Genomic DNA, 23,778 nt, shown 5'->3' with positions numbered 1-23,778 from the left:
GTCGGTCAACCGGGCCGCGTCAGCACGGTGTTCGCTCTGAACGGCTCAGGCGCGGGCAGCCGCGCCGGCACGGAGATGGCGGCACATGCCGGCGGTCGGCACGTGGACGCGGCACGTGGACGCGGCACGGGCACGGGGGCCACGGGCAGGGCGGCGCCGGGCACGGGTGGCGGCGGGCACGGGCGGCGGCGGGCAGAACGGCGACGGGAGCCGCTCACCGAGCGGCTCCCGTCGTGACGGTGGCCCGCTGAGGGCGGAGCCCGTCATGTGCCGTTGGTCGCGTCGGGCTCTCTCTGCCTGCGCATCAGCGCCGAACCGGCCAGGAGCGCCGTGAACATCGCGCACGTCACCGCCGCGGCGCCCGACCATGCCCACGACCGTCCCAGGCTGCTCTCCAGCAGGGTGAACCCGCTGCTCCCCGCCATCCCGTGGAGCGCCACCACACCCACGGACACCGCGGCCGCGGAGCCCCACACGCGGGCGGAGTCGCGCACGATCAGCCACTCACCGAGTACCAGGCACACCACGGTGACGACGAGGGCCATGGCGTCCGAGTACCCACCGGACCGCAGACCGGCGAGGTTCGTGGGCAGGTGGAGGATGCCGCAGGCGAACAGGGCCGCCGCCGCGGGCCAGCGGAGCGCGGAGCGTGACGTCGGAGCGTCGTCACCGGCGGCCGGCTCGTGGTCGAGGACCTTGGTCTCCGGTGCCGGTGCCGCGGTGGCCGAAACGGACCGGGGCGGGCGGACGCGCGGGTTCTCGGGTACCGACGGGAGGGGGCCGGACGGCGCCGCGTCGGGCGTCGTTCCGGGCGCCACGCCCGGTGGCACCAGCGGGGGCTCACCGTCGGCGGTGCCGAGGATGCTCACCAGCTGGACGACGTCCTCGATGGGCCTGCCGACGGCCGCGGCGCGCAGCGTCGTGTCGCTGTCGTCGAGCGTGTGGCCCGCCGCGTTGAGCATGGCGACCAACTGCCGGACCTCTTCCAGGGGCCGCGCGACCGCGGCGGCACGCAGCGCCTCGTCGGCGGGGCTGTCGACGGCCTTGGTGTTCTTGAGCTGGGTCACCAGAGCGGCGACCTCCTCCAGCGGGCGGTACGTGGCCGCGGTCCAGATCAGTGTCCGTATGCGCTCGTCACTGTCCTCGTCGTCCGCGCCCGTACCCGCCGTCTCGCCGAGGACGGCGTCGACCAGCGCGGCGTCGACCGCGGCGGCGGAGTCCGCGTCGGGGGCGGCGCCCTCCGCCGGTGCCCCCTCGGTGGGGGCCGCGTCGCCGGACGCCGTGTCGCCGGGTGCCGCTTCGCGGTACGTCGTGTCGTCGGGCGCCTCGCCGGCCGGTGCGGTGCCGGTGCCCGTGCCGTCACCCGCCGGGTCGGCCGTCGTCCCGTCGCCGGCCGGCGCGCCGTCAACGGGCGCCGCCTCCGCGGCGGGGCGCTCCACGGCGGCGGCGTCGCGGTACGTGGTCCCGGGGTGCGCGGGCTCGGGGTACGCCGCCTGCGGGTACGCCCGTTCCGGGCGCGCGCCCACGCGGTACACGGCTTCGTCCGGGCCGGCGCCCGGGGCGTCGGCCGTGGCGGGCGCGGGCGGGGCGTACCCGGCGGCGTCGGTCCGCGCCGCGTCGTCGGCCCCGGGCGCCGGGGCGGGCGCCGGAGCGGGCGCGGGCGCGCCGTTCGTGGATGCCGTGGGGGGCGCGGGGGGCGCCACCTGCGTGTACGTGCCGTTCGTGTGCGTCGTTCCCGCCGGGGGTGCGGGCGGCGCGGGCGGCGCCGCTCCCAGGCGTACGGCCTCGGCGTGTGCCGCGTCGACGGGCACCGTGCCGAACGGCGGCGCCTCCGTGTGCGCCGCGTCGACGGGCACACCGGCGGTGCCGGGCCGGTCGGGCGGGTGGGGCGGCTTCGCCCGGTCAGGGGCCGCTGCCGCGGGGCGAGTTGTGGGGTCATCGGTTGTCATGGCGTGGCTCCGTTCGCCGGACTCCGGTGAGGCACACACCGTGTCGGTCGTCGTGCGCCGACTGGGCGCGCGGTTTGCACCATCTAATGGGCAATCACGCCAATTGCGCCATCCGGGATGAGCAGATGGGCGACCCGCGCCCCACGCCGCCCACCACCGGTCAACGGCTGCGAGCGTTTTGTACCACAAGAAACGATTTCCGCCATTTGCGCCCTCTGGCGGAGTGCGGTCCACTGGAAGTGGAAGCAAGTATTCCTTTCCGCACGAAGGGATGGTGGCATGACGTCCATCGAGCCTGAACTCCGGGACCGTACGAAGGTCGGGGAGAGCGAGATCGAAGCCGCTCTCAACCCGGGCGAAGCCGAAGGTTTTTACCGCGACACCCGTGAATGCGGGATCCTGGCCCTCGAGGCGGGCGCGGGCAAGCTGCTGTTGTCGCCCCCGACGCCGCGGCCGAAGAAGGGTTGAACGGGCAACTGAACAGGGGAGGACGGCGCTTGGAGCCCTCGGGCGGCCGTGGCGCGTACGCCTTCCCACTCACCACGGCCTCCGCTCCCACGGGCGGAGGCCGCTCCCTGTCCGGCCGGATTCCGGTGCCGTTGCCGCGCCGGACGCGGCGCGGTGAAGCGCGGTGGAGGGACCGGAGCACCCGCTTGCTCCATCCGTGGCGAGCCGTCCCTTCCCACCGCCCCGGTCCCGGCGGACGGACCGGCTGACCGCCCGCCTCGCGGCCGAGTCGCGGACGGCGGTTCGCCGGGAGGGCGCGGGAGAGCCTCTCCGCCGTTTGCACCCCATGGCGGACTGGGTTCCACTGGGAAGTGGAAGAAGGTATTCCTATCCGCGTAAGGGGATGGTGGTATGACCTCGACCGAACGTGAGCTCCGGGACCGTACAAGGGTCGCGGACAGCGACATCGAAGCGGTCCTCAACCCCGGTGAGGCCCAGGGCTTCTACCGCGACACGCGTGAATGCGCGGCGCTGGCCCTGGAAGCCGGCGCCGGCAAGCTGCTGTTGGCGCCCCCGGCGCCGCGGCCGAAGAAGGGCTGAAGGGCAGCTGAATGGAGCACTCCAGCACTTCGACGCCCCTGACGGGCGCGGTGCGGGAGCTCGCCACCCAAGTGGTCTCCGCTCTCACGAGCGGGGACCACACCCAGGTCTCCGCCGGTCCGGCGGTCACCATCGGGGACGACGACCTCGGCCTCGCCGCGGTACGCGTCTTGGGGGCGGACGTCCTGCTGCCGAGCGTCCTCCACCGCACCCCTCCCGCCCCCTCCGACCTGGCGGTGTGCGAGAAGGCGGTGCTCGCCTACCCACCCGGGCCCACGTCCTCCGCCACGTCGCGCTGGAGCCACTGGGCCATGACCCGCACCCTCCGCGACCTGGGCGCCCCGCCCGCCGAGGCGTCCCCGCGGGACGCCGAACCGGACGACGCCACCTGGCTGGAGGGCCTTCCCTGGCAGGGTCTGACGCACCACCTCGCCCTGCTGGCCGCGCTCGCGGTGCCCGGCCACGACAACGCGGTCGGCCGCGTCGCGGGCCGACGCACCGTCGACGTCGCGCGCGGCTTCGTCCGCGCGGTACGACGCCGCGGCTGGCTCCAGGCCGCCGGTGCCGGACGCTGGCTGGCCGTCCTCGACGACGTACCGGAGACGCTCGGCCTGGACGCCGGGCTGGAGTTCGTGGCGCACATGGGCGGCGAGGACCCGCAGGTGGCGATCCACCTGCACGTGGCACGGCACCTGCGGGCCGGAGTCCCGCTGTGACCGCTACGACGGCGGGCACGACCACCGTCGACGTGCGCCGGGTGGCCGAGGCCGCGCTCGGCTGGCTGTCCGCCAACCGCGCCGGCTTCCGGCTCGGTGACGACGCCCTGGAGCCGGACGCCGACGTCAACACCTCCTGGAAACCGCTGGGCGAGCTCGCCCAGACGTGCGTCTGCGTCCGCCGTCGCACCCGGCCCGGGACCTTCCTCCACGACACCGCCACCGACCTGCTGGAGCACGCCTGGCGCGAGACCCGCCAAGGGGCCCTCTTCCTCGACCTGCAACGGCTCGAACCGTGCGCGACGTACCCCCTGGAGGTGTACGCCGCGTTCGCCTCGGGCGGCCTGCGCCACCCCGCGTACGAGGACTTCACCGCCCACCTCGTGCGCACCCGCAGCTGGCGCACGACCGAACTGCTGCCCAACCGGCTGCTGAGCATCCTCAACTCCGAGCGGCGCTCGGGCCTCACCCCGCACGAGGCGGCCCCCGGCGCCCTGCGGCGCACCTGGCTGGGCGGCCTCCCCGAGCCGTGGACGTTCGAGCGCACCGCCGGGTACACCCTCACCCACGTCGTGTTCCACCTGACGGACTGGGGGCACGACGTGCACGGTGTACCGGAGGACATCGCGGACTACCTGGTCACCTGGCTCCCCGCCTGGCTCGACAGCTGCGTGGAGACCTCGCACTGGGACCTGTGCTGCGAACTGCTCGCCGTCGCGGCGAGTCTGCCCCGGCCCCCCGCGCCCGAACTCACCGAGGACGCCTGGGCGGCGGTGGCCGAGGCCCAGGACGGTACGGGCGCCCTGACGGAGATGGGACGCGGGCCGCGTGGTGAGGACGTCCTGCGGGTCTTCGCCAACTGCTACCACTCCACGCTGGTCGCGGCCTTCGCCGCCACCCTGACCGCCGCCCGCCGGCCAGACGGCCGGGACACCGACCGACCTCATCCAGGAGTGCCGGCATGACAGCCGCCAGTACCCGCCTCGTCCACACCGTCGGCGTGGGCGCCATCGAATGGCTCTACGCGCACCGCGACGGGTTCCGGCTGGAACCGGACGTCGACCCGGCGATCGGCTTCCTGGAGCGCTTCAAGCCGGTCGGCGAACTGGCCGTGATCTGCAAGGTCCTCTTCCGCGAAGGGGTGGCGGGCTCCCGCCAGGCCGACCTCGCCCGCCGGCTCCTCGACCACGCCTGGCGCGAAGTCCTGGACGGCGGCCGGATGCTGGTGCGCGGTCAGCGCATCGAGCCGACGTCCCCCATCCCCTTCGAGGTGTACGTCCCCTTCCGGGAGCTCGGCTACAGCCAGCCCGAGCTGGAACGCGCCATCCGGATCAACCACCGGCTCACCGGCTGGGCCGCCCTCGAGGTACAGCCCGTCCGGCGCCTCGGCCTGAGCGCCTTCGAACGCCGCTTCGGGCTGGCACCGAGCCTGCCCGAGGACGAGGCGCTCTCCCGCACCTGGCTCGGCCGCACGCCGGAGCCCTGGACGGTCAGCCCCCACACGGCGTACGACATCACCCACACCGTCTTCCACCTCACCGACTGGGGAGAGAACCCCGGCGGCCTGCCGCCCGCCGTCGCCGGACATCTCGCGCTGTGGCTGCCGGCCTGGCTCGACGACTGGCTGGATCTGGAACGCTGGGACCTGCTCGGCGAGTTGCTCGTCGTCGACGCCTGCCTGCCCGCCCCCACGTTCGACGCCGCCGCCTGGGAGGGCTTCGCCGCGGTCCAGCAAGCGGACGGCGCCATGCCCGCCCTCGGCCCGATGCCGGAGGGCGACCCCGAGGACGTCTTCGACATCGTGTACCACTCCACCCTCGTCGCGGCTTTCGCCTCGGCGCTGGCCACATCACGCGCCCTGGAGCGGCTCACCGCCGAGGCGCCCGCATGAGCCGACCCGGCCCCCATGACGGGCAGGACCGCGACGACGCGGAACTCCTCGACGAGGCCGTACGGGCCGTGGCCGCGCCCGACGTCGTCTTCGCCCTCTCCCGGCATGGCCGCCGGACCGTCCGCGCGGGCGGCACCGCGCCGCCCGCGCCCGTACCGCGCGAGAGGCTGCGGTACGAGATCGGCTCGGCGTCCAAGACCTTCACCGGCCTGCTGCTGGCCGACCTCATCACCTCCGGCGCCCTGACCGGCAACGATCCGGCCGCCTCCCTCCTCGACCCGGCGAGGCCACCGGGACGGCACCCCGTGACCCTGACACACCTGATCACCCACACCTCCGGACTGCCCCCGCTGCCCGCGGACTTCTACCCCCAGGCACTGCCCCGCTGGTCCACCAACCCCTACGCCCACTACCCGCCCGAACGCGTCGTCCGCGCCTTCTTCCGCGCCCGCCTCCGGTACCGCCCCGGCACCCGGTGGCGCTACTCCAACTTCGCGGTCGCGGTCCTCGGACACACCCTCGCCGTGGCCACCGGCACCCCCTGGGAACGGCTCCTCACCGACCGCGTACTGCGTCCCCTCCGGCTCGGCGACACCGCGCTCCATCCCACCGGCCCCGGCACCGACGCCACCGGCCACCGGGAGGACGGCACCACCCCCACCCCGCCCCTGCGCATCGGCGGCTTCGCGGCGGCGGGCGCGATCCGGGCCACCCCGCACGACCTGCTCACCTTCCTCGAGGCGCACCTGCGCCCCGACGGCTCCCCGCTGACCGCCGCCCTGCTGGAGGTACGCCGCCCCCTGCTGCGCCGCGGTTTCGGGCACGTGCACACCCACTCCCTGACCTGGTTCCACCACCCGGCCGAGGGCGGAACCATGTACTTCCACATCGGGGCCACCAGCGGCCAGACCGCCTTCCTCGGCTTCCGCCCCGACAGCGGCACCGCGCTCGTCGCCCTCTCCACCCGCCGCTACAGCCGCAAGGACAGCCTCGTCCCGACCGCCTACGCGCTGCTCAGCTCCTCGGAGGCCCGCCCGGGCTGACGACCGGATCCGTGCCCGGCCGCCCCGGCCGGATCGGACCCGGTCCGTTCGCGACCGCCACCGGTGATGCCGCCACCACCCTGACCCCCGGTCCGTCGCCCGCCACTTGCCGCCCGCCGCCCGTCGCCCGCCACTCGCCGCCCGCAGGTCCCCGTCTCCCGAGCCGGACCGCTCCCCCTGCCGAAGGGCCTCGCCGGCCCCATCCGCGCCCTCGTCGAGGGCGGCGGCCCCCTCAGCGCCCGCGTCAAGGGCGGCCCGGCCACGACCCGACACCCGGTCCGCGCCTCACTCGCCGCCCTGGGCCCGTACCAGCGTCTCGCCCGCCTCCGAACGGTAGTAGAGCACCGCCCGCCCGGCCCGCCGGTGCCGCACCAGCCGGGCGTCCAGCAGCACCTTCAGGTGGCGGCCCACCGAGCCCAGGCCCTGCCCGGTCAGCGCCACCAGCTGCGTGGTGCTCTTCGGCGTGTCCAGCAGGACGAGCACCCGCGCCCGCGCCGCCCCCAGCAGCGCGCCCAGCGCCTCCGGCACGGCCACCGCCGGTCCGTCACCGCCGGCCAAGGGACCCGCGCACGGGTACACCACGGCGTACCGGTGCGGCGCGTCCCACGAACACCAGCCCTCGCGGGGCGTCACCGGCACGAACATCAGCCGTGCACCGGAGATCTCCCGTGGCGGGTACGGGTGCTTGTTGACCTGGAGCCGGTCCCCGCCTAGCCAGCGCATCCCCGAGCGCATGTCGTCCAGCGCGCCCGCCCAGCCGCCCCGGCTCAACCGGGCGGTACGCGCCACGACATCGGCCTCCAGGATCCGCCGCCGTCTCGGCCACTCGGGCAGGACCGTGCGCGTCCACACCCACTCCACCAGCCGGGCCATACGCTCCGGCAGGTCGTGACGGTGCAGCAGGGCAGGGAGCGGCCCGCCCAGCGACACGGTCAGATCCGCGCGGGCGACCTCCGGCGGCCAGGTGCGGATCCGCTCCAGCTCCTCCTCGAAGTCACCCGTGCCCTCGCCGTCGGGGGTGGGCGTGACGAAGTCCGCGTTCCACGTGCGCCCCAGAGCCGCCCGGACGAGCAGCGCCGTGACGGGGTCGCCGGCCAGCCGCTCACGGTAGAGCGGCACGTGGGCGTCGAGCCACCCCTGTTCACCCGGGTGTGCGGCCGTACCGCGCTCCAGCGTCTTCAGGCACGAGACGGCCTCGGCGAGCGGCGACACCACGAACCGGCTCCCGGCCAGCGTGTCGGCGTTGACCTGCCACCATCCCATGCCACCCCCACCTTTCGCACAGGGGCGAAACAGTAACGCCCCCACCGAGCGGCCTCCGAGACTCCGTCCATGCGTACCTACCGGGATCTCTTCCGCACACCGGAATTCACCCCCCTCTTCCTCGCCTCCGCCGCGCAGGTGGCGGCCCAGACCGTCAGCGGGCTGGCGCTGGGCACCCTCGTCCACCGGGCGACCGGCTCGGCGTTGCTGTCCGCGCTCGCGATGTTCGGCCCGGCGCTCGCCCAGGTCGTCGGTGCGACGACGCTGCTGTCGGCCGCCGACCGGCTCCCCCCGCGCGCCACGATCACCGGCCTCGCCGTCCTGTTCGCCCTCGGCACCGCCGCCCAGGCGATCCCCGCGCTTCCGGTGTGGGCGGTCTTCGCCGTCCTCGCCGGGCTCGGTGTCCTCGCGTCGCTGGGTGGCGGAGTGCGTTACGGGCTTCTCCACGAGATCGTCGCCAAGGACGGCTATCTGCTCGGTCGTTCCCTGCTCAACATGTCCACGGGCGTCATGCAGATCTGCGGGTTCGCCCTCGGCGGCCTGCTCGTCACCGTCCTGTCGCCGCGCGGTGCGCTGCTCACCGGCGCCGCGCTGTACGGGGCGGCCGCCGCCGTCGCCCGCTTCGGACTCGCGCGCCGGCCGCCCCGGGCGACCGGGCGCGTCTCGGTGGCCACGACGTGGCGTGACAACGCCCGCCTGTGGTCCTCCCGCCCCCGGCGGTACGTCTACCTCGCCCTGTGGGTGCCCAACGGCCTGGTCGTGGGCTGTGAAGCGCTCTTCGTCGCCTATGCCCCCGAGGACGCGGGTACCCTCTTCGCGTCCGCCGCCGCCGGCATGCTGGCCGGCGACATCATGACCGGCAGGTTCCTGCCACCGCGGTGCCGCCGGCGGCTCGCCGTCCCGCTGCTCCTGCTGCTCGCCGCTCCCTACGGGCTCCTCGCGCTCCGCCCGCCCCTGCCGGTGGCGGTGGCAGCCGTCGCGCTCTCGTCGCTCGGCTACTCGGCGAGCCTGCTGCTCCAGGAGCGTCTGATGGCCCTGACGCCGGACGGACTCGGCGGTCACGCCCTCGGGCTGCACACCTCCGGCATGATCGCCATGCAGGGTGTGGGCGCCGTCCTCGCGGGCACCGCCGCCGAACTCACCTCGCCCGCCACGGCGATGGCGGTCATGGCCACCGCCTCGGCCACGGTCACCCTCTGCCTCGCCCGCGGCCTGCGGCCCGGCGGCCGGGGACGTCCTGCGGCTCTCGCGCCCGACGGGCCTCCGAGAACCCGCTGGCGTGCGCGCCGGTAGGCCCGGCGTGGCCAACACCGCGCCCGCGTACCCCAGTTGATAGTACGACTAACTTTTGTCGTGCTTTGGGGCGCCGACGGCCCGGACATCCACTGGGAGGAAGCGACACATCCCTGGAGGAGACCGCATGGTGGACGTCGAGCGACTGCTGGCCGACTGCCTGCGGGACGCGCGCACCGCGTCCCTCGGCGTCCTGCCGCTCGCCGCGGAGGGCGCCGCGTACGCCGAGGCCCGACGCACCTTCCTCGCCGCCGGGCTCAGGGCACTCCGCGACGACCTGCCGGAGACCGGCTGGGTCCAACTCAATCTGGCACCGTGGCCGGACGCCTGGCCGGCACTCTACCGGCGGCTCGCCGAGGTCGCCCACGAACTCATCGGCTGCGGCTGGGCGAACGACTTCTTCTTCATGCACAAGCCGCCCGGTCTGCGCATCCGGTTCCACACCGGCCGCCCGGCGGGCGCGGCGGCCCTGCGCGCCGAGCTCCTGCGCCGCTTCGACCGCCGTGACGGCGCGTGGACGAGCCCGGCGGAAGGCGTGTACGAGCCGGAGAGCTACCTGTTCGGCGGACCGCGCGCCATGCCCCTCGTCCACGCTCTGTTCACCGCGGACTCCCTGGCGTGGCTGGACCACCACGCGGCACGGGACGGGGGAGGGGCGCCGGCCCCCGCCGACTGGCGGGTGTCACTGACCCTGCTGCGCGCGGCCCTGGACGGCCTGGGCGTGGTGGGCTGGGAGCACCGGGGAGTCTGGGAAGTCGTACGGGAGGAGACCGGACGCCGCCTCGTCGACGGCCTGCGCGACACGCCCCGGCAGCGGGCCGCCGAGGGGATCCGCGCGTACTGGAACCTGTCCTGCGAGGAACAGCTCGCCACCCTCCCGGAGGCCTGGCGGACCGGCCTGCGCGGTCACCAGGACGCCGTGCGGCGGGCCGCCTCACGCTGGCGGACCGACTACTTCGAGGCGGGCGACGCGACCGTCGGCCCCCGCCGGGCCGCCGCCCACCACGCCATCTTCCACTGGAACCGGGGCCGGTTCTCGCTGGCCCGTCAGAGCCTGCTCGCCGAAGCGCTCGCCGCCGACGCCGCGACCTCTGCGGCCCCTGCGGCCCCTGCGGCGCGTGCGGCCCGTGCGGGCGCGCCGGGCTCCACCGGCGCCACGGTCTGCTCCGGTGCCCCGGACGGGCCTCCGGGTGCCCCGGACGGTCCTCCGGGTGCCTCGGACGTACCCGGCGCCTCGAACGTACCCGGTGTCCTGGACGTCCCCGGCGCCTCGAACGGGCCCGGCGCTCCGGTCGTACCTGGCGCCCCGGACGTACCTGGTGCCCCGGACGGGTCCCGCGCCCCGGACGGGCCCGGCACTCCGGATGTACCCGGCTTCCAGGGGGTGTCCGGTGCGTCCGGCGCGGGGGCCCGCTGAGATGGGCGGGGAGCGGACCCCGGTTCCGGGGACAGCCGGAGGGACGGACAGCGGACCGGGCGGGGGCGAGGGCGCGGCGGTGCTGCTGCGGATCGCGGGAATGCCCCTCGCGGCCTGGACGTCCGCCGGTGACCCCGACCTGTTCGGCCGGGTACGGGACCACGCCCGCGCCGAGGAAGGGCGGACCGTCCGCGCACGGGACCTCGCCGAACGGCTCGGAGCGGACGTGGTGCCGCGCCCGGACCTGGCGGCCGGCGACCGCGGAGCGGTACTGGCGCTGCGCAGGCGCCTGCACGCGGGCCACGCGCCCGGCGCGCGCGAACTGGACCTGCTGGACCGCCTGTCGGGCCGCGCCGTCACGACCGGACTGGTGGACGAGGCCCGGGCGCTGGCGGACGAGACGGAGCGGGCCCACACCGAACGGGCGGAGCTGGAGCGGGCGGTGGCCGACGGGCACCGGCGGGTGGCGGCGCTGGCCTGGGACCTGACCCGCACCCACCCCGTGCTGCGGGACCTCGTGGAGAGCGCGGCGCCCGGGCTCCTCGCGGACGTCGAACGGCGCTTGGCGTGCGGCGAGTCCTGGACGGGCCGGAGCCTGCGCAAACGCACGGCCTGCGTCTGGCGCCTCATCGGCCGGGCGGCCGCCAAGACCACCCCCAGGGGCTGGGCCGGGCAGCTCGCCACCGCCCCGCTGCTCACGGGGGCACCCGGCGACCTGCTGATCGCCCCCGGCACCACGCTCGGCGCCCTCGCCGCCGGCGCGACGGAGAACGTCCACCTCGTCCGCTCACGGCCCCCCGGCCCGCCCGACCTGCGCACCGCCGAGGCCGGCACCCTGCTGGCGCCCGCGCCCCTGCACTTCACCGAACCGCCGTGCTCGGTACGGGCCTACGTCGTCGACCCGCGTGAACCCGGCAGGCTGCGCCACGTCGTCCTGCGTCGCACCCGCGTCCTGGACACCGTCCTGCGCCTGCTCGCCGAAGGGCCGTGCCCGCTGGGCACGCTGGAGAAGACCCTGCTCGGCATGGCGGGCGGTGCCAAGGCCCCGGATCCGGCTGTCCTGCGCGGCTTCCTGCAGCACCTGCACACCGTGGGGCTCCTCCAGGTGTGCGCCCCTCCCCGGTTCCGGTACAGCGCCTGGACGCCGCCCGAGGCGGCCACGGCGAGGGGCGCCCTGCCCCGGCCGTGCGAGGACACGGACGGCGGCTGGTTCCTGGACTCGTACCGCGCCCCGGTCGCCCCGGTGCCCGCCGCGGCCGCCGAGCGCGTACGGCGAGGCCTGCGGGTGGCGGCACGGATCGCGGCCCTGCGCGACGCGGACACCGCTACCGCACCGCCGCCGGCGCCCGAGCTCGCCGGGATCACCGAACAGCCCCGCCCGGTCAGCGAGATCCTCGCCACCCTGCTGCCTCTCGCCGACGCCGACGCCGACGCCGACGACGGCAACGGCAAGGACAACGGCCGGCGTCCCGCCACCACCGTACGGCCGCACCGCTACCAGGGCTGGCCCGTGCCCACCGACCCCGGCTCCGGCTACGCACGGCTTCTCGCCCACCTCGCCGCCGCCCCCGGGCCGGGCCCCGTCGACGTGGACGACGCGCTGCTGGACGCCCTCGGCGCCCCGCCCGCCGACGACGCCCTGCCGCCCTGGCCCCTGGACTGCCTGCTGCGCCCCCTGCCGTCCATCCGGGGCGGCGGGCCGGTGGCCGTGCTGGAGACCGCGTCCGCCGCCGGCGTGCTCGACGCCCGGTTCACCGACGGTCTGCACGCGCTGTACGGCGGCCACCACAACGCCGACGCCCACCGCGCCTTCCTCGCGGCCGTCGAACGCCGCACCGGCGTACGGTTCGTGGAACTGCTCGTACCGCCGCTCGCCGAGCGCGCCGCCAACGCGGTGCGCCGCCCGGTCACGACCAGGTGGTGGACCGGCGACCCCGACCCGACGCCGTACTACGGGCGGTCCGGCGGCGGCGCCCACTACCTCCCGCTGGACCGCATCACGGTGCGCCGCAGCGGTCCGCGGATCGTCGCCGAGGCCGACGGCCGGCGCCTCGTGCCCGTCCACCACGCCACCCGCACCCCCGCACCGCCGTACGACCTGCTGCTGCGGGTGCTCCTCGCCGCCGGTCACCCGGCCGGCTCCCACCTCCTGCGCCTGGACGGCCTGGACGGTGCCCTGCCCGGACACACGCGGCTGCCCCGGCTGACCGCCGCCGGCGAACTGGTCCTCGCCCCGGCCACCTGGCGACTGGACCGGACGCGGCTGTGGGGGCCGGGCGACGACGCCCTGCACAAGGTCCGCGTCCTCGCGCTGCTGCGGAGCGCGCACGGGCTGCCCCGGCACGGCTTCCTCCGCACGGCCCCGGGCGCGAAGCCCGTCCCGGTGGACCTCGAGGCGCTGACGGCCGTACCGGTCGTCGACCGGCTGTGCGCCCAGCGGCCCGGCGGCGAACTGCTCTTCGAGGAGATGCTCCCGGCCCCCGCGGACCTGCCGCTGCGGGACCCGCTGCACGGTGGCGCCGCCGTCGCCGCCCAGGTGCTGCTGAGGCTTCCGTACGACATCGCGGCCGCCGCCGACGCCCTGGCGCACGGCGTCCCCCAAGACGTCCCCGGTGGCCCGCCCGCATCGGGCGGGCGGACCACCGGGGCGGCCATCGCCCACTGACGGGAGAAGGGAACCCACCATGCCCGGAACCATCGAACTCACCGACCTCGACGCCCTCATCGACGACCTCGACGAGCGCATCACCGACACGGAACTGGCCCAGACGCAGGCCATGAGCCAGGTCTGCACCATCATCGTCTGCGCGACCGTGGTCATCTGCGCCTGACGCGGGCGGGCGCGCCCGCGCGGCGCCCCCGCCTCACCAGGAGCCGCCCGGCAGGTCCGGGCGGCTCCGTCCACCCCCGGCCCCGTACGGCGAGGAGCCCCGATGGACAGCCCGCACGACCCGGTCGTCGAACTCTCCGTCACCTACCTGGAGAAGTGGACGGCGCGGTCTCCGTGGACGGCCACGCCCTGCGACCCCGGCATTCCCGTCCTCGCCCGCCTGGTCGCCGAGACCGGCGGCCCCGGGGCCGTCACCGCGGCGGGCCGCGCGGTCGCCCTCTGGGCCAGGACGGCGGGGCGCGGCCCCGGCCACCCCGGGCTGTACGACGGCGGCCTGGCCGGCACGCTCGTCGGACTGCGGCTGGGCGCCCGGCTCCACCCGGTGCTGCACCGCGCGGCGGACCGGCTGCGCGACCACCTGACCGGCGACACCGTCGCCACGGGCTGGCGGACGAGGGACGTCGGCTTCCCCGACTACGACCTCATCACCGGTCCCGCCGGCATCCTGCTGGCCCTGTGCGCCGGCACCGACTCCCCGCCGCCCGTCACCGCGACCCGTCATCTCACCGCTCTCTGCGACCACGACGACCTGCCCCGTCTGCGCACCGGGCAGTACGAGCATCACCCGCACCTGTCCTGGACGCACGGACGCGTCAACACCGGCATGGGGCACGGGGTCGCCGGGGTCGTCACCGCGCTCACCGCCGCCCTCCGCCGCACCGGCGACCCCGGGACGGCAGAGGCCCTGCGCCGCGCCACCGGCTGGCTGGCCGCCCGGTCCCACGTCGACGAACGCGGCCTGCGCACCTGGCCGGGCGCCGGACTCGACGGCCCACCGCCCAAGGGCGCCGACCCGCGCCAGGCCTGGTGCTATGGGACGCCGGGCGTCGCCTGGGCGCTGTGGGACGCCGCCGACGCGCTGGGCGACCGGGCGGCGGCCGACCGGGCCCTGGGGGCCTTCACCACGCTCGCCGAACGGTACGACGAGGACTTCCACCTGTTCGGTGAGGGCCCGGACGACCTCCTCGGGCTGTGCCACGGCGCGGCGGGCGTCCTGGCGGTCGCCGACGCCTTCGACCGCCACGCCCGTGCGCCCGCGGCGGCCGCCCTGAGCGCCCGCCTCCGGGCCGGGCTGCGCGACCGGCTCCCCGACGCGCTCGCCACACCCTGGCCGGCCGGGCTGCTGGTGGGCGCGCCGGGCGCGCTGAGTGCCCTGCTCACGGCCCGGGGCGCGCCCCGGGACTGGCTGCCCTGCCTCGGCCTGCGCTGACAGCCCCCGATAGGGTGAACGGCCATGAGCGTGAAGGGCTTTGACACGTACCTGGCCCGCCTCGGCATCGCCGATCCCGGCGCCCCCTCCGCCGAGGCGCTGAGCGCGCTGCAGCGGGCCCATCTGGAACGCGTCCCCTACGAGAACGTCGACATCCAGCTCGGGCGGCCGCCCGGCATCGAACCCGCCCTGTCCGTACGCCGGTTCGCCGCCGGAGAGGGCGGTTACTGCTTCCACCTCAACGGCGGCTTCGCCGCGCTGCTCGAGGCCCTCGGGTACGACGTCACCCGCCACGTCGCAGGCGTCCACCACGACCCCTCGGGACGGGGCGCCAACGGCAACCACCTGGCACTGACGGTACGGGTCGACGGCGAAGCCTGGTTCGTCGACACCGGCCTCGGCGACGGGCCGCACGAACCGCTGCCGCTGCGCCCGGGCACCTACCGGCAGGGCCCGTTCACGTACCGGATGGAACCGTCGGTCACCGAGCCCGGCGGATGGACGTTCCACCAAGACCCCGGCAGCTCCTTCCCGGTCATGGAGTTCGCCGCGCGGCCCGCCACCATGGCCGACTTCGCCGAGGAGCACGTACGGCTGTCCACCGCGCCGGACTCGCCGTTCCTGTCGGCCTTCACCGCCCTGCGCCGTGACGCCAAGGGACTCGACCTGCTGCGGGGCCGTGTCCTGACGCGTGTCGACGCCTCCGGACGCACCGAGCGCCCGCTGGACACGGCGGAGGAGTGGTTCGCCGCGCTCACGGACGTCTTCGGCCGGAACCTGGACGGGCTCGGCGCCGGCGACCGGACCGTGCTGTGGGAGCGGGTGACGCGCGCCCACGAGAAGTGGCTGGCCGACCGGTCGGCGTCGCGGAGCTGACGTCAGCCCCTGAGCTCCGCGCGGTCCGCCAGACCGGCGACCAGCCGTGCGGCGTCGGTCCGGAACACCGCCGCGCCGTCCGCCGCCCGCCGCTCCCGCGCGGCACCCGGACGGGCGAGTTCGCCGACGGCCGCCAAAAGGCCGGGCAGGTCGCCGGCGTACGTGGTCAGCCCCTCGGCGGCCATCTCCCGCACCCCCGCGGCACCGTGCCCGGCGATGGGCCGGTAACCGACCACGGGAACACCGGCCGCGAGGGCCTGCGCCGCCGTCTGGCCCGCCGCGTTGTCGACCAGGACCCGCGCCGACGCCATCAGGCCCGGCATGTCGTCCGTCCAGCCGAGTGCCCGCACCCCCGGGAGCCGCTCGGCGCGCCGCCGCAGCCGCTCGTCGCGCCCGCACAGCAGCACCGGCTCGAACCCGTGCCGGGCGAGCGCCCCGGCCGTGCGGAGCAGCCCCGGTCCGACGCCCCACGCCCCGCCCGAGAGGAGCACCACCGGCCGCCCGCCCGCGTCATGCGCCCGCCCCCCGGACGTGTGGAACTCCGGCGGCACGACCGGCCCCGTGGCGATCGCCGGCCGTCCGGTGCCGTCGCGGGCCGCCCGGGCGGCCGTCTCGCTGACGCACAGGTACAGGTCGTTGCCCGGCTCCAGCCAGGCGCGGTGCACCGCGAAGTCGGTGACGAACACCGCGCACGGCACCCGCAGCGCACCGTGGCCGCGCATCCGCCCGGTGACCTGGCCCGCGAGGTGGAAGGTGGAGACGATCACCTCGGGCCGCCACGCCGCCACGAGCGCGGCCGTCCGCCGCTCGGCGAGCGCCGCCATCGGCGAGACGTCCGGCTTCCGGCCGGGACGCGGCCGGGGAGCCAGGAACAGCGCGTGGATCGCCGTGTACACCACGGGCAGCCGCCTGATCACGAACCGGTAGAAGCCGCGCACGGCCGGTCCGGTGCCCGGCGGGAGCAGCGTCAGCACGTCCCGGACCAGGACGTCGTGGCCGTCGGCGCGGAGCCGGCGCGCCAGTTCGCGGGCCACCGCGTCGTGCCCCGCGCCCATGCTCGCGGTCAGGACCAGGCATCGCCGCCCCATGTCCGCCCTCCGTTCCGTGCCGTTCCATGGTGTGCCGTCCCGCCCCCGGGTGCCGTCCCGAGGGCGGCCGAATCGGACTGTTCGGGTGGATCGGCGGGCGCGGTGGAGGGTGCCGGGAGGCGAACCGGCGGGAAACCGGGAGGCTGGAAGGGCACGGTCGACGACAGTCCGGAGGATCCGCCATGCCCCCTACGCCCCGTCACGAGGCCACGCCCCGTCACGAGGCCCGGCCGGGAGGGGCACGGTCCACCGGGCGCCCGGCCGGGCGCCCGGTCTCGCTGATCACGGGCGCGTCGTCCGGGATCGGTGAGGCTGTCGCCGACCGGTTCGCCGCCGACGGCCGGTGGCGGCTGCTGCTCAGCGGGCGGGACGAGGAACGCCTCGCGGCCGTGGCGCGCCGCACGGGCGGCGGCGCGCTGCGGGCGGATCTGGGGGAGCCGGACGGGGCGGAGCGGCTGGCGGCGGACGCCCTGGAGCGGGAGGGGCGGGTCGACATGCTGGTGGCCGCCGCGGGCATCGGCTGGGCGGGGCCCTTCACCCGGATGCCGGCCGACGCCGTCGACCGGCTGATCACGTTGAACCTCACCTCGGTCGTGCACCTGGTGCGGCTCCTGCTGCCCGGAATGGCGGAGCGGGGCTTCGGCCGGGTGGTGATGATCGGTTCCATGGCCGGCCGGGTGGGCGTGGCCAACGAAGCGGTCTACGCCGCCACCAAGGGCGGGTTGCTGGCCTTCGCCGACAGCCTTCGCTACGAGCTGGCCGGTACCCGCGTGGGAGTGACCGTCGTCCTGCCGGGCGCGGTGGACACCCCGTTCTTCACCCGGCGGGGCGCCCCGTACCACCGGGAACGCCCGCGCCCCGTGACACCCGAACGGGTGGCCGAGGTGGTGTTCGACGCGGTCGTGCGGGGCCACGACGATGTGTTCGTACCGTCCTGGCTCGGCATGCCGGCCCGGCTGCACGGGGCGGTGCCGGGCTTCTTCCGCTCGATGGCCAAGCGGTTCGGCTGACCGCGGTGCTGGCACTCTCGATCTGCCTGGCCCTGCTGGCCGCCCTCGGCAACGCCGGAGCGTCCGTGCTCCAGCGGCGGGGCGCCGCCACCGCCCCGGTGCCGGCATCGGGGCGGCGGGGTTCGTGGATGGCGGGACTGGTGCACCGGCGCGTGTGGGTGTGGGGCGCGGCGCTGCTGGCCGTCTCGGGCATCCTCCAGGCGCTCGCCCTGGCCACGGGCCCGCTGTCCGTGGTGCAGCCGGTGATGAGCACGGAGCTGATGTTCACGCTGGTCGTCGGTGGCATCGTGTTCCGGCGCCGGCCGGACACCCGGACCCGGTGGGCGTTCGTCGCCATGGCCGTGGGCCTCGCGGTGTTCCTGGCGCTGGCCGACCCCACGGGCGGCCGCGCCACCGTGCCGCCGGCCGACTGGGGGTGGACCGCGCTGGGCGCGGGTCTCTTCGTGGCGCTGCTGGGCGTGGTGTCGCTGCGGCTGTCGTCGGCGCCGCGCGCCGCGGTGCTGGGCACGGCGACGGCGACCGGTTTCGCGTGCACGGCGGCGCTGCTGAAGGACGCGCTGGGGCGGTTGCCGGACGGTGTCGGAGCGGTGCTGACGACATGGCAGCCGTACGCCGCGGTGGCCGTGGGGCTGGCGAGCTTCCTCCTGCTCCAGGTGACGCTGCGGGCGGGCAGCCTGGTGGCGTCGCAGCCCGCGCTGACCCTGGGGGACGCCCTGCTGAGCGTGGTGCTGGGCGTGACACTGTTCGCGGAGCGGGTGCACCTCGGGTGGCGGGTCGTCTTCGAGGTGCTGGCGCTCGCGCTGCTGGTGGCCGGATGCGTGCAGCTGGCCAGGTCACCGCTGGTCACGGACGACCCCGAGCACCCGGAGGAACGATGGTGAACGCCCTCCCCGTGGGCCTGCTGGGCGCGGTGGCCGCCTGGCACATCGGGCCCGCCGCGAGCTGGCTGCCCGGTGCGCGCGCCGCGCTGTGGCCGGGGCTCGACGGGCGCGGCGACCCGTCGCACGTGGCCCTGACCTTCGACGACGGCCCGGATCCGGCCACCACGCCGCAGTTCCTCCGCGTCCTGGACGCCCTGTCGGTCCGGGCCACGTTCTTCGTCCTGGGCGGCCGGCTGGAGCGCCACCCCGGTCTGGGGCGGCTGATCGCGGCGGAGGGCCACGAGCTGGCCGTCCACGGCTGGCGGCACGACCGGCCCTGGTGCCCCCACCCGCTGCGCGACGCCCGCGACCTGGCGCGTACGGCGGATCTGGTCGCCGGCGCGGCGGGGCGGCGCCCGCTGTGGTATCGCCCCGCGTACGGGATCCTCACCGGCGGCCGGTGGGCCGCCGCCCGCGCCGCCGGGCTGCGCACGGTGCTCTGGTCGGCGTGGGGGCGCGACTGGACGGCCGAGGCCACGGCGCGGAGCGTGAGCGCCGAGGTCACCCGGACGCTGCGTGGCGGCGCGACGGTGCTGCTGCACGACACCGATGTGGTGAGCGCGCCGGGAGCGTGGCGGGCGGCGCTGGGAGCGGTACCGGACCTCGTCGCCGAGTGCCGTCGGCGCGGCCTGCGGGTCGGCCGGCTCGACGACCACGGTCTGGGCTGATCACCGGAGCGTGAATAGCTCATGCATTCGATTTACCTCGTACGCTGGAGTCATGACCGCGCATCTGCAGGGCTCGCTCTTCGACCAGACCGACGAGGTCCGCCTGGGGCCGCTGACCGGTGTCCGCCGGACCGAACTCGGCGACGGCGCGTGGACCGACCTGCTGCCCGGCTGGCTGCACGGCGCCGACGCCCTGTTCGAGGAGCTGGCCGGAAGCGTCCCGTGGCGGGCCGAGCGGCGCACCATGTACGACCACGAGGTCGACGTACCCCGCCTGCTGGCCCACTACGGCGAACGCGACCGCCTGCCGCACCCCGTGCTCGACGAGGCCCGCGCCGCGCTCACCGCGCACTACGCCGCCGAGCTGGGCGAGCCGTTCACCACCGCCGGGCTCTGCTACTACCGGGACGGCCGGGACAGCGTCGCCTGGCACGGCGACCGCGTCGGGCGCGGGTCGCGCGAGGACACCATGGTCGCCATCCTGTCGGTCGGCGAACCCCGCGACCTCGCCCTGCGCCCCCGGCGCGGCGGCCCCGCGACCCGCGTCCCGCTCGGACACGGCGACCTGATCGTGATGGGCGGCACCTGCCAGCGGACCTGGGAGCACGCCGTCCCCAAGACCGCCAAGGGGGTCGGCCCCCGGATCAGCGTCCAGTTCCGGCCGCGGGGCGTGCGCTGACCCCGCCCCGGGCGACCCGGTGCACGCGCTGGCTGCCGAGTTCGTACCGGGCCCCCACGATGGCGAGCCGGCCCGCCGCCACCCGGGCGCGGAGGTCCGGTTCCGCGGCCAGCAGGCCGCGCACATGGCGCACATTGGCCGTGATCGTCGTGTCGACCCGCGCCGGTCCCGTGTGACCGCGGTCGATCACGGGCCGTATCCGTTCGGCGATGTAGTCGATGTGGGCGGGCGGCCGCTCACCGCTCTCCTCCGCGGCCACCGCCGCCGCGACCGCCCCGCACGACTGGTGGCCCAGCACCATGACCAGCGGTATCCCCAGTTCCAGGACGCCGTACGCGATGCTGCCGAGGACCGCCTCGTCCAGGACCTGGCCCGCCGAGCGGACCGTCATCAGGTCGCCGAGACCCTGGTCGAACACGAGCTCGGGCGGGACGCGGGAGTCCACGCAGCCGAGGACCAGCGCGAACGGGTGCTGACCGGACAGGGCCGCCACCCGGTCCGCCGCGCTCTCGTGCGGATGGGCCTGGTGCTTGGACCGCCAGCGCCCGTTGCCGCGCGCCAGCTCGCGCAGCGCCGCCGCCGGAGTGGTGGGGCGGGGCCCGACGGGCCGGGCCGCCGCCACGGCCGCCGCCGGAGCGAGGACCGCCCCGGCACCGAGGGCGGCGGTACCGCCGAGTGCCGCGCGCAGCAGCGCGCGGCGGCCGCGCGGGGAGGAACGCGGGGGAGCGGGGACCGAGAGGGCTGCCGGGCCGTCACCGGGATGCTTCGTCACATCGCGAGAACCTACGACCGGCTGTTCGGCGACTGTTCGACTTTGAGCCCTGTTGGCCCACCGATGGCGGACCCATGGACGAGGCATGGGGCACCCATGGGAGAGCCATGGGCGAACCCCGGATTCCCCCGCCCGCGCGCCCGGGCCAGGCCCAGGAGGACCGCACGCGGCCCGTGGTCGTCCGGCCACCGGCGGTCACTCATGGTCGCCGCGGGCCGTACGGTGTTAGAAAGGGGAGCGTGGTCCACTTCTTCGACCGATTCCGTGGTGCCTCGGTTCGGTCACTGGCCGGGAGGCTCCCACGGAGCGTCGCAGGACAGGTCTTCGTCCTGCAGGTGGCGCTCGTCCTGCTGCTGGTGCTGGGAGCGGTCCTGGCACTGCTCCTCCAGTCGCGCGGCGACAGCGACCGGGAAGCCCGCAACCGCTCGATCGCCGTCGCCGAGACCTTCGCCCACTCCCCGGGCCTGGAGAACGTACTCAAGACGAACCCCGACCCGTCGAGCGTCCTGCAGCCCCTCACCGAAGAAGCCCGGAAGAGGGCGGGGGTCGACTTCCTCGTCGTGATGGACACCACGGGCATCCGCTACACCCACCCGCAGCCGGAGCGGATCGGCGGACGGTTCGTCGGCACCATCGAGCCGTCCCTCGCGGGCCGCGTCCACACCGAGAGCGTCGACGGCCCCCTCGGCGAGGAGGTCCAGGCCATCGTCCCCGTCACCGGCTCGGACGGGGAGGTCATCGGTCTCGTCTCCGCCGGCCTGGAAGTCCGCAACGTGACCGGCGTGGTCAACCGCCAGCTGCCCGTCATCCTCGCCACCAGCGCCGCCGGCCTGGCCGTCGCCACCGCCGGCACGGCCCTGGTGGCCCGGCGGCTGCGCCGACAGACGCACGGCCTCGGCCCCACCGAGATGACCCGGGTGTACGAACACCACGACGCCGTCCTGCACGCCGTGCGCGAAGGCGTCGTCATCGTGGGCGGCGACGGCAGACTCCTGCTCGCCAATGACGAGGCCGAACGCCTGCTGCGACTTCCCCCCGACGCGGAGGGCCGCAGCGTCAAGGACCTGCCCGGCCTCGACCCCGGCATGGCCGAGCTGCTCTGCTCCGGCCGCGTGGCCACCGACGAGGTCGTCCCCGCCGCCGACCGGCTGCTCGCCGTCAACCAGCGCCACACCGACCGCCACGGCGGCCCCGCCGGCACCGTGGCCACCATCCGTGACACCACCGAGCTGCGCTCGCTCACCGGCCGCGCCGAGGGCGCCCGCAGACGGCTCAACCTGCTGTACGACGCCGGCGTCGGCATCGGCACCACCCTGGACGTCGTCCGCACGGCCGAGGAACTCGCCGAAGTCACCGTCCAGCGCTTCGCCGACTTCGTCACCGTCGACCTCGCTGACCCCGTCCTGCGCGGCGAGGAGCCCTCCGGAACGGCCGCCGACATGCGCCGCACCGCCGTCGCCGGCATCCGCGACGACCACCCGCTCTACCCGCGCGGCAAGATGATCGGCTTCGTGCCCTCCACACCCCAGGCACGCGGCTTCGGCAGCGGCCGGGCGGAACTCGTGCCCGACCTGTCCGAGGCCCCCGGCTGGCAGGCCCAGGACCCCGAGCGGGCGGGCCGGATCGTCGAGTACGGCATCCACTCGCTCATCGCCGTCCCCCTCAAGGCCAGGGGAGTGGTGCTCGGCGTCGCCAACTTCTGGCGCTCGGAGAAACCCGAACCCTTCGAGGAGGAGGACCTCGAACTGGCCGAGGAACTCGTCGCCCGCGCCGCCGTCAGCATCGACAACGCCCGCCGCTACACCCGCGAACACGCCATGGCCGTCACCCTCCAGCGCAGCCTGCTGCCCCGCGCCCTGCCCGAACAGAGCGCCCTGGAGGTGGCCCACCGCTACCTGCCCGCCCAGTCCGGCGTCGGCGGCGACTGGTTCGACGTCATCCCCCTGCCCGGCAGCCGTGTCGCCCTCGTCGTCGGCGACGTCGTGGGACACGGCCTGCACGCGGCCGCCACCATGGGCCGGCTGCGCACCGCGGTGCACAACTTCTCCACCCTCGACCTGCCGCCCGACGAACTCCTCGGCCGCCTCGACGACCTCGTCGGCCGCATCGACCAGGACGAGGACGACGCCGGCGGGGGCGCCGGAATGACCGGGGCGACCTGCCTGTACGCGGTGTACGACCCCGTCTCCCGGCGTTGCTCCATGGCCCGCGCGGGGCACCCGCTGCCCGCGCTGGTCCACCCCGACGGCCACGTCGAGTTCCCCGATCTCCCCGCCGGGCCGCCGCTCGGTCTGGGCGGCATACCCTTCGAAACCCGCGAACTGGAACTCGCCGAGGGCAGCCAGATCGTCTTCTACACCGACGGCCTGATCGAGGACCGCACCCGGGACATCGACGTCGGCATCGAGCTGCTCCGCCAGGCCCTCGGCCGGCCCGCCGCCACCCCCGAGGAACGCTGCCGACTGGTGCTCGACGAACTGCTCCCCGCCCATCCCAAGGACGACGTGGCCCTGCTCGTCGCCCGCACCCGCGCCCTGGGCCGCGACCGCGTCGCCGACTGGGACGTGGACTTCCACCCCGGCGCCGTCGGAGGCATCCGCTCCGCCGCGGTGCGCCGCCTCGGCGAGTGGGGCCTGGACGACCTGTCCTTCGCCACCGAGCTGATCCTCAGCGAGCTGATCACCAACGCCATCCGCTACGGAGCGCCCCCCGTCCGCGTACGCCTGCTGTACGACCGCGGCCTGACCTGCGAGGTCGCCGACCACAACAGCACCTCGCCCCACCTGCGGTACGCCGCCACCACCGACGAAGGAGGCCGCGGGCTCTTCCTCGTCGCCCAGCTGGCCGAACGCTGGGGCACCCGGTACACCCCCCAGGGGAAGGTCATCTGGGCCGAACTCCCGCTCCCCGGCGCGGGCGCCACCCCCGGTGACGGCACCGGAACCCTCCCGTTCGACGTCTTCAACGCCGGCCTGCTCTGAAACGCCGGTCCGGTCCGAGAGGTCCGTCGAAAGATCCATCCGCGCGATCCCGCGGATCCATCCGC

Annotated in this window: 21 protein-coding genes; 17 read left to right on the top strand and 4 right to left on the bottom strand. The window is 75.6% G+C overall.

Annotated elements, in window-relative coordinates; all coding sequences use genetic code 11:
• Positions 1 to 263 precede the first annotated feature (263 nt).
• Complete coding sequence (locus tag ABD347_RS13655) at positions 264 to 1,949, bottom strand: hypothetical protein (RefSeq protein ID WP_344360564.1); 1,686 nt, start codon at positions 1,947 to 1,949, stop codon at positions 264 to 266.
• A gap of 279 nt (positions 1,950 to 2,228) precedes the next feature.
• Between ABD347_RS13655 and ABD347_RS13650 the strand changes: the two genes are divergently transcribed.
• From ABD347_RS13650 to ABD347_RS13625, 6 genes are all read left to right on the top strand, one after another.
• Positions 2,229 to 2,417, top strand: coding sequence for a hypothetical protein (locus ABD347_RS13650; protein WP_344360562.1), 189 nt, complete (start codon positions 2,229 to 2,231; stop codon positions 2,415 to 2,417).
• A 390-nt stretch (positions 2,418 to 2,807) separates the two neighbouring features.
• Positions 2,808 to 2,996 (top strand): hypothetical protein, encoded by a 189-nt coding sequence (locus tag ABD347_RS13645; protein ID WP_344360560.1) that lies wholly within the window; start codon positions 2,808 to 2,810, stop codon positions 2,994 to 2,996.
• Between the two features lie 11 nt (positions 2,997 to 3,007).
• Positions 3,008 to 3,712, top strand: a complete 705-nt coding sequence (locus ABD347_RS13640) for a hypothetical protein (protein WP_344360559.1) — start codon at positions 3,008 to 3,010, stop codon at positions 3,710 to 3,712.
• Positions 3,709 to 4,677 (top strand): DUF6895 family protein, encoded by a 969-nt coding sequence (locus ABD347_RS13635; RefSeq protein WP_344360557.1) that lies wholly within the window; start codon positions 3,709 to 3,711, stop codon positions 4,675 to 4,677. The genes ABD347_RS13640 and ABD347_RS13635 overlap by 4 nt, the downstream gene beginning before the upstream one ends.
• Positions 4,674 to 5,603, top strand: coding sequence for a DUF6895 family protein (locus ABD347_RS13630; RefSeq protein ID WP_344360555.1), 930 nt, complete (start codon positions 4,674 to 4,676; stop codon positions 5,601 to 5,603). The genes ABD347_RS13635 and ABD347_RS13630 overlap by 4 nt, the downstream gene beginning before the upstream one ends.
• On the top strand, positions 5,600 to 6,646 hold the full coding sequence (locus ABD347_RS13625; RefSeq protein ID WP_344360553.1) for a serine hydrolase domain-containing protein: 1,047 nt from the start codon (positions 5,600 to 5,602) through the stop codon (positions 6,644 to 6,646). Before ABD347_RS13630 ends, ABD347_RS13625 begins: the two co-directional genes overlap by 4 nt.
• A 285-nt stretch (positions 6,647 to 6,931) precedes the next feature.
• Here the strand turns inward: ABD347_RS13625 and ABD347_RS13620 are convergent, their stop codons facing one another.
• Positions 6,932 to 7,909, bottom strand: coding sequence for an ArsR/SmtB family transcription factor (locus ABD347_RS13620; RefSeq protein ID WP_344360552.1), 978 nt, complete (start codon positions 7,907 to 7,909; stop codon positions 6,932 to 6,934).
• Positions 7,910 to 7,978: 69 nt separating this feature from the next.
• Between ABD347_RS13620 and ABD347_RS13615 the strand changes: the two genes are divergently transcribed.
• The 6 genes from ABD347_RS13615 (at position 7,979) to ABD347_RS13590 (ending at position 15,595) form a co-directional block, all read left to right on the top strand.
• Positions 7,979 to 9,202, top strand: coding sequence for an MFS transporter (locus ABD347_RS13615; protein ID WP_344360550.1), 1,224 nt, complete (start codon positions 7,979 to 7,981; stop codon positions 9,200 to 9,202).
• 127 nt (positions 9,203 to 9,329) lie between these two features.
• Complete coding sequence (locus tag ABD347_RS13610) at positions 9,330 to 10,619, top strand: thiopeptide-type bacteriocin biosynthesis protein (RefSeq protein WP_344360548.1); 1,290 nt, start codon at positions 9,330 to 9,332, stop codon at positions 10,617 to 10,619.
• 79 nt (positions 10,620 to 10,698) lie between these two features.
• Complete coding sequence (locus tag ABD347_RS13605) at positions 10,699 to 13,284, top strand: lantibiotic dehydratase (protein WP_344360546.1); 2,586 nt, start codon at positions 10,699 to 10,701, stop codon at positions 13,282 to 13,284.
• A gap of 19 nt (positions 13,285 to 13,303) precedes the next feature.
• Positions 13,304 to 13,450 (top strand): hypothetical protein, encoded by a 147-nt coding sequence (locus ABD347_RS13600; protein WP_344360544.1) that lies wholly within the window; start codon positions 13,304 to 13,306, stop codon positions 13,448 to 13,450.
• 102 nt (positions 13,451 to 13,552) lie between these two features.
• The gene (locus ABD347_RS13595) at positions 13,553 to 14,719 is read left to right on the top strand and encodes a lanthionine synthetase LanC family protein (RefSeq protein ID WP_344360542.1); all 1,167 of its coding nucleotides are present in this window, start codon (positions 13,553 to 13,555) and stop codon (positions 14,717 to 14,719) included.
• 24 nt (positions 14,720 to 14,743) lie between these two features.
• Positions 14,744 to 15,595 (top strand): arylamine N-acetyltransferase family protein, encoded by an 852-nt coding sequence (locus tag ABD347_RS13590; protein WP_344360541.1) that lies wholly within the window; start codon positions 14,744 to 14,746, stop codon positions 15,593 to 15,595.
• Positions 15,596 to 15,597: 2 nt separating this feature from the next.
• Here ABD347_RS13590 and ABD347_RS13585 read toward each other — a convergent pair whose 3' ends face one another.
• Positions 15,598 to 16,683 (bottom strand): MGDG synthase family glycosyltransferase, encoded by a 1,086-nt coding sequence (locus ABD347_RS13585; protein ID WP_344360539.1) that lies wholly within the window; start codon positions 16,681 to 16,683, stop codon positions 15,598 to 15,600.
• A 182-nt stretch (positions 16,684 to 16,865) separates the two neighbouring features.
• Here ABD347_RS13585 and ABD347_RS13580 point away from each other — a divergent pair, with 182 nt between their 5' ends.
• Genes ABD347_RS13580 through ABD347_RS13565 form a run of 4 tightly spaced genes read left to right on the top strand, consistent with a single transcriptional unit; the run spans position 16,866 to position 19,960 of the window.
• A complete protein-coding gene (locus tag ABD347_RS13580; protein ID WP_344360538.1) occupies positions 16,866 to 17,693 on the top strand; it encodes an SDR family NAD(P)-dependent oxidoreductase in 828 nt (275 codons plus the stop codon).
• 5 nt (positions 17,694 to 17,698) lie between these two features.
• Positions 17,699 to 18,574, top strand: a complete 876-nt coding sequence (locus tag ABD347_RS13575) for a DMT family transporter (RefSeq protein ID WP_344360537.1) — start codon at positions 17,699 to 17,701, stop codon at positions 18,572 to 18,574.
• Positions 18,568 to 19,281, top strand: coding sequence for a polysaccharide deacetylase family protein (locus tag ABD347_RS13570; protein WP_344360536.1), 714 nt, complete (start codon positions 18,568 to 18,570; stop codon positions 19,279 to 19,281). Before ABD347_RS13575 ends, ABD347_RS13570 begins: the two co-directional genes overlap by 7 nt.
• Before the next feature lie 52 nt (positions 19,282 to 19,333).
• Positions 19,334 to 19,960 carry an alpha-ketoglutarate-dependent dioxygenase AlkB family protein gene (locus ABD347_RS13565; RefSeq protein ID WP_344360534.1) on the top strand — a complete coding sequence of 209 codons (627 nt, stop codon included), beginning with the start codon at positions 19,334 to 19,336 and terminating at the stop codon, positions 19,958 to 19,960.
• Here ABD347_RS13565 and ABD347_RS13560 read toward each other — a convergent pair.
• Positions 19,926 to 20,732 (bottom strand): carbonic anhydrase, encoded by an 807-nt coding sequence (locus ABD347_RS13560; protein WP_425575649.1) that lies wholly within the window; start codon positions 20,730 to 20,732, stop codon positions 19,926 to 19,928. The two genes, ABD347_RS13565 and ABD347_RS13560, sit on opposite strands and share 35 nt — an antisense overlap.
• A 239-nt stretch (positions 20,733 to 20,971) precedes the next feature.
• Here ABD347_RS13560 and ABD347_RS13555 point away from each other — a divergent pair, with 239 nt between their 5' ends.
• On the top strand, positions 20,972 to 23,713 hold the full coding sequence (locus ABD347_RS13555) for a SpoIIE family protein phosphatase (RefSeq protein ID WP_344360532.1): 2,742 nt from the start codon (positions 20,972 to 20,974) through the stop codon (positions 23,711 to 23,713).
• The last annotated feature ends 65 nt before the right edge of the window (positions 23,714 to 23,778 follow it).

The sequence above is a fragment of the Streptomyces gobitricini genome (assembly GCF_039532985.1).
Classification (GTDB): domain Bacteria; phylum Actinomycetota; class Actinomycetes; order Streptomycetales; family Streptomycetaceae; genus Streptomyces; species Streptomyces gobitricini.
The sequence above is the reverse complement of the archived record's forward strand: the minus strand, read 5'-3'. Positions and strand labels throughout refer to the sequence as shown.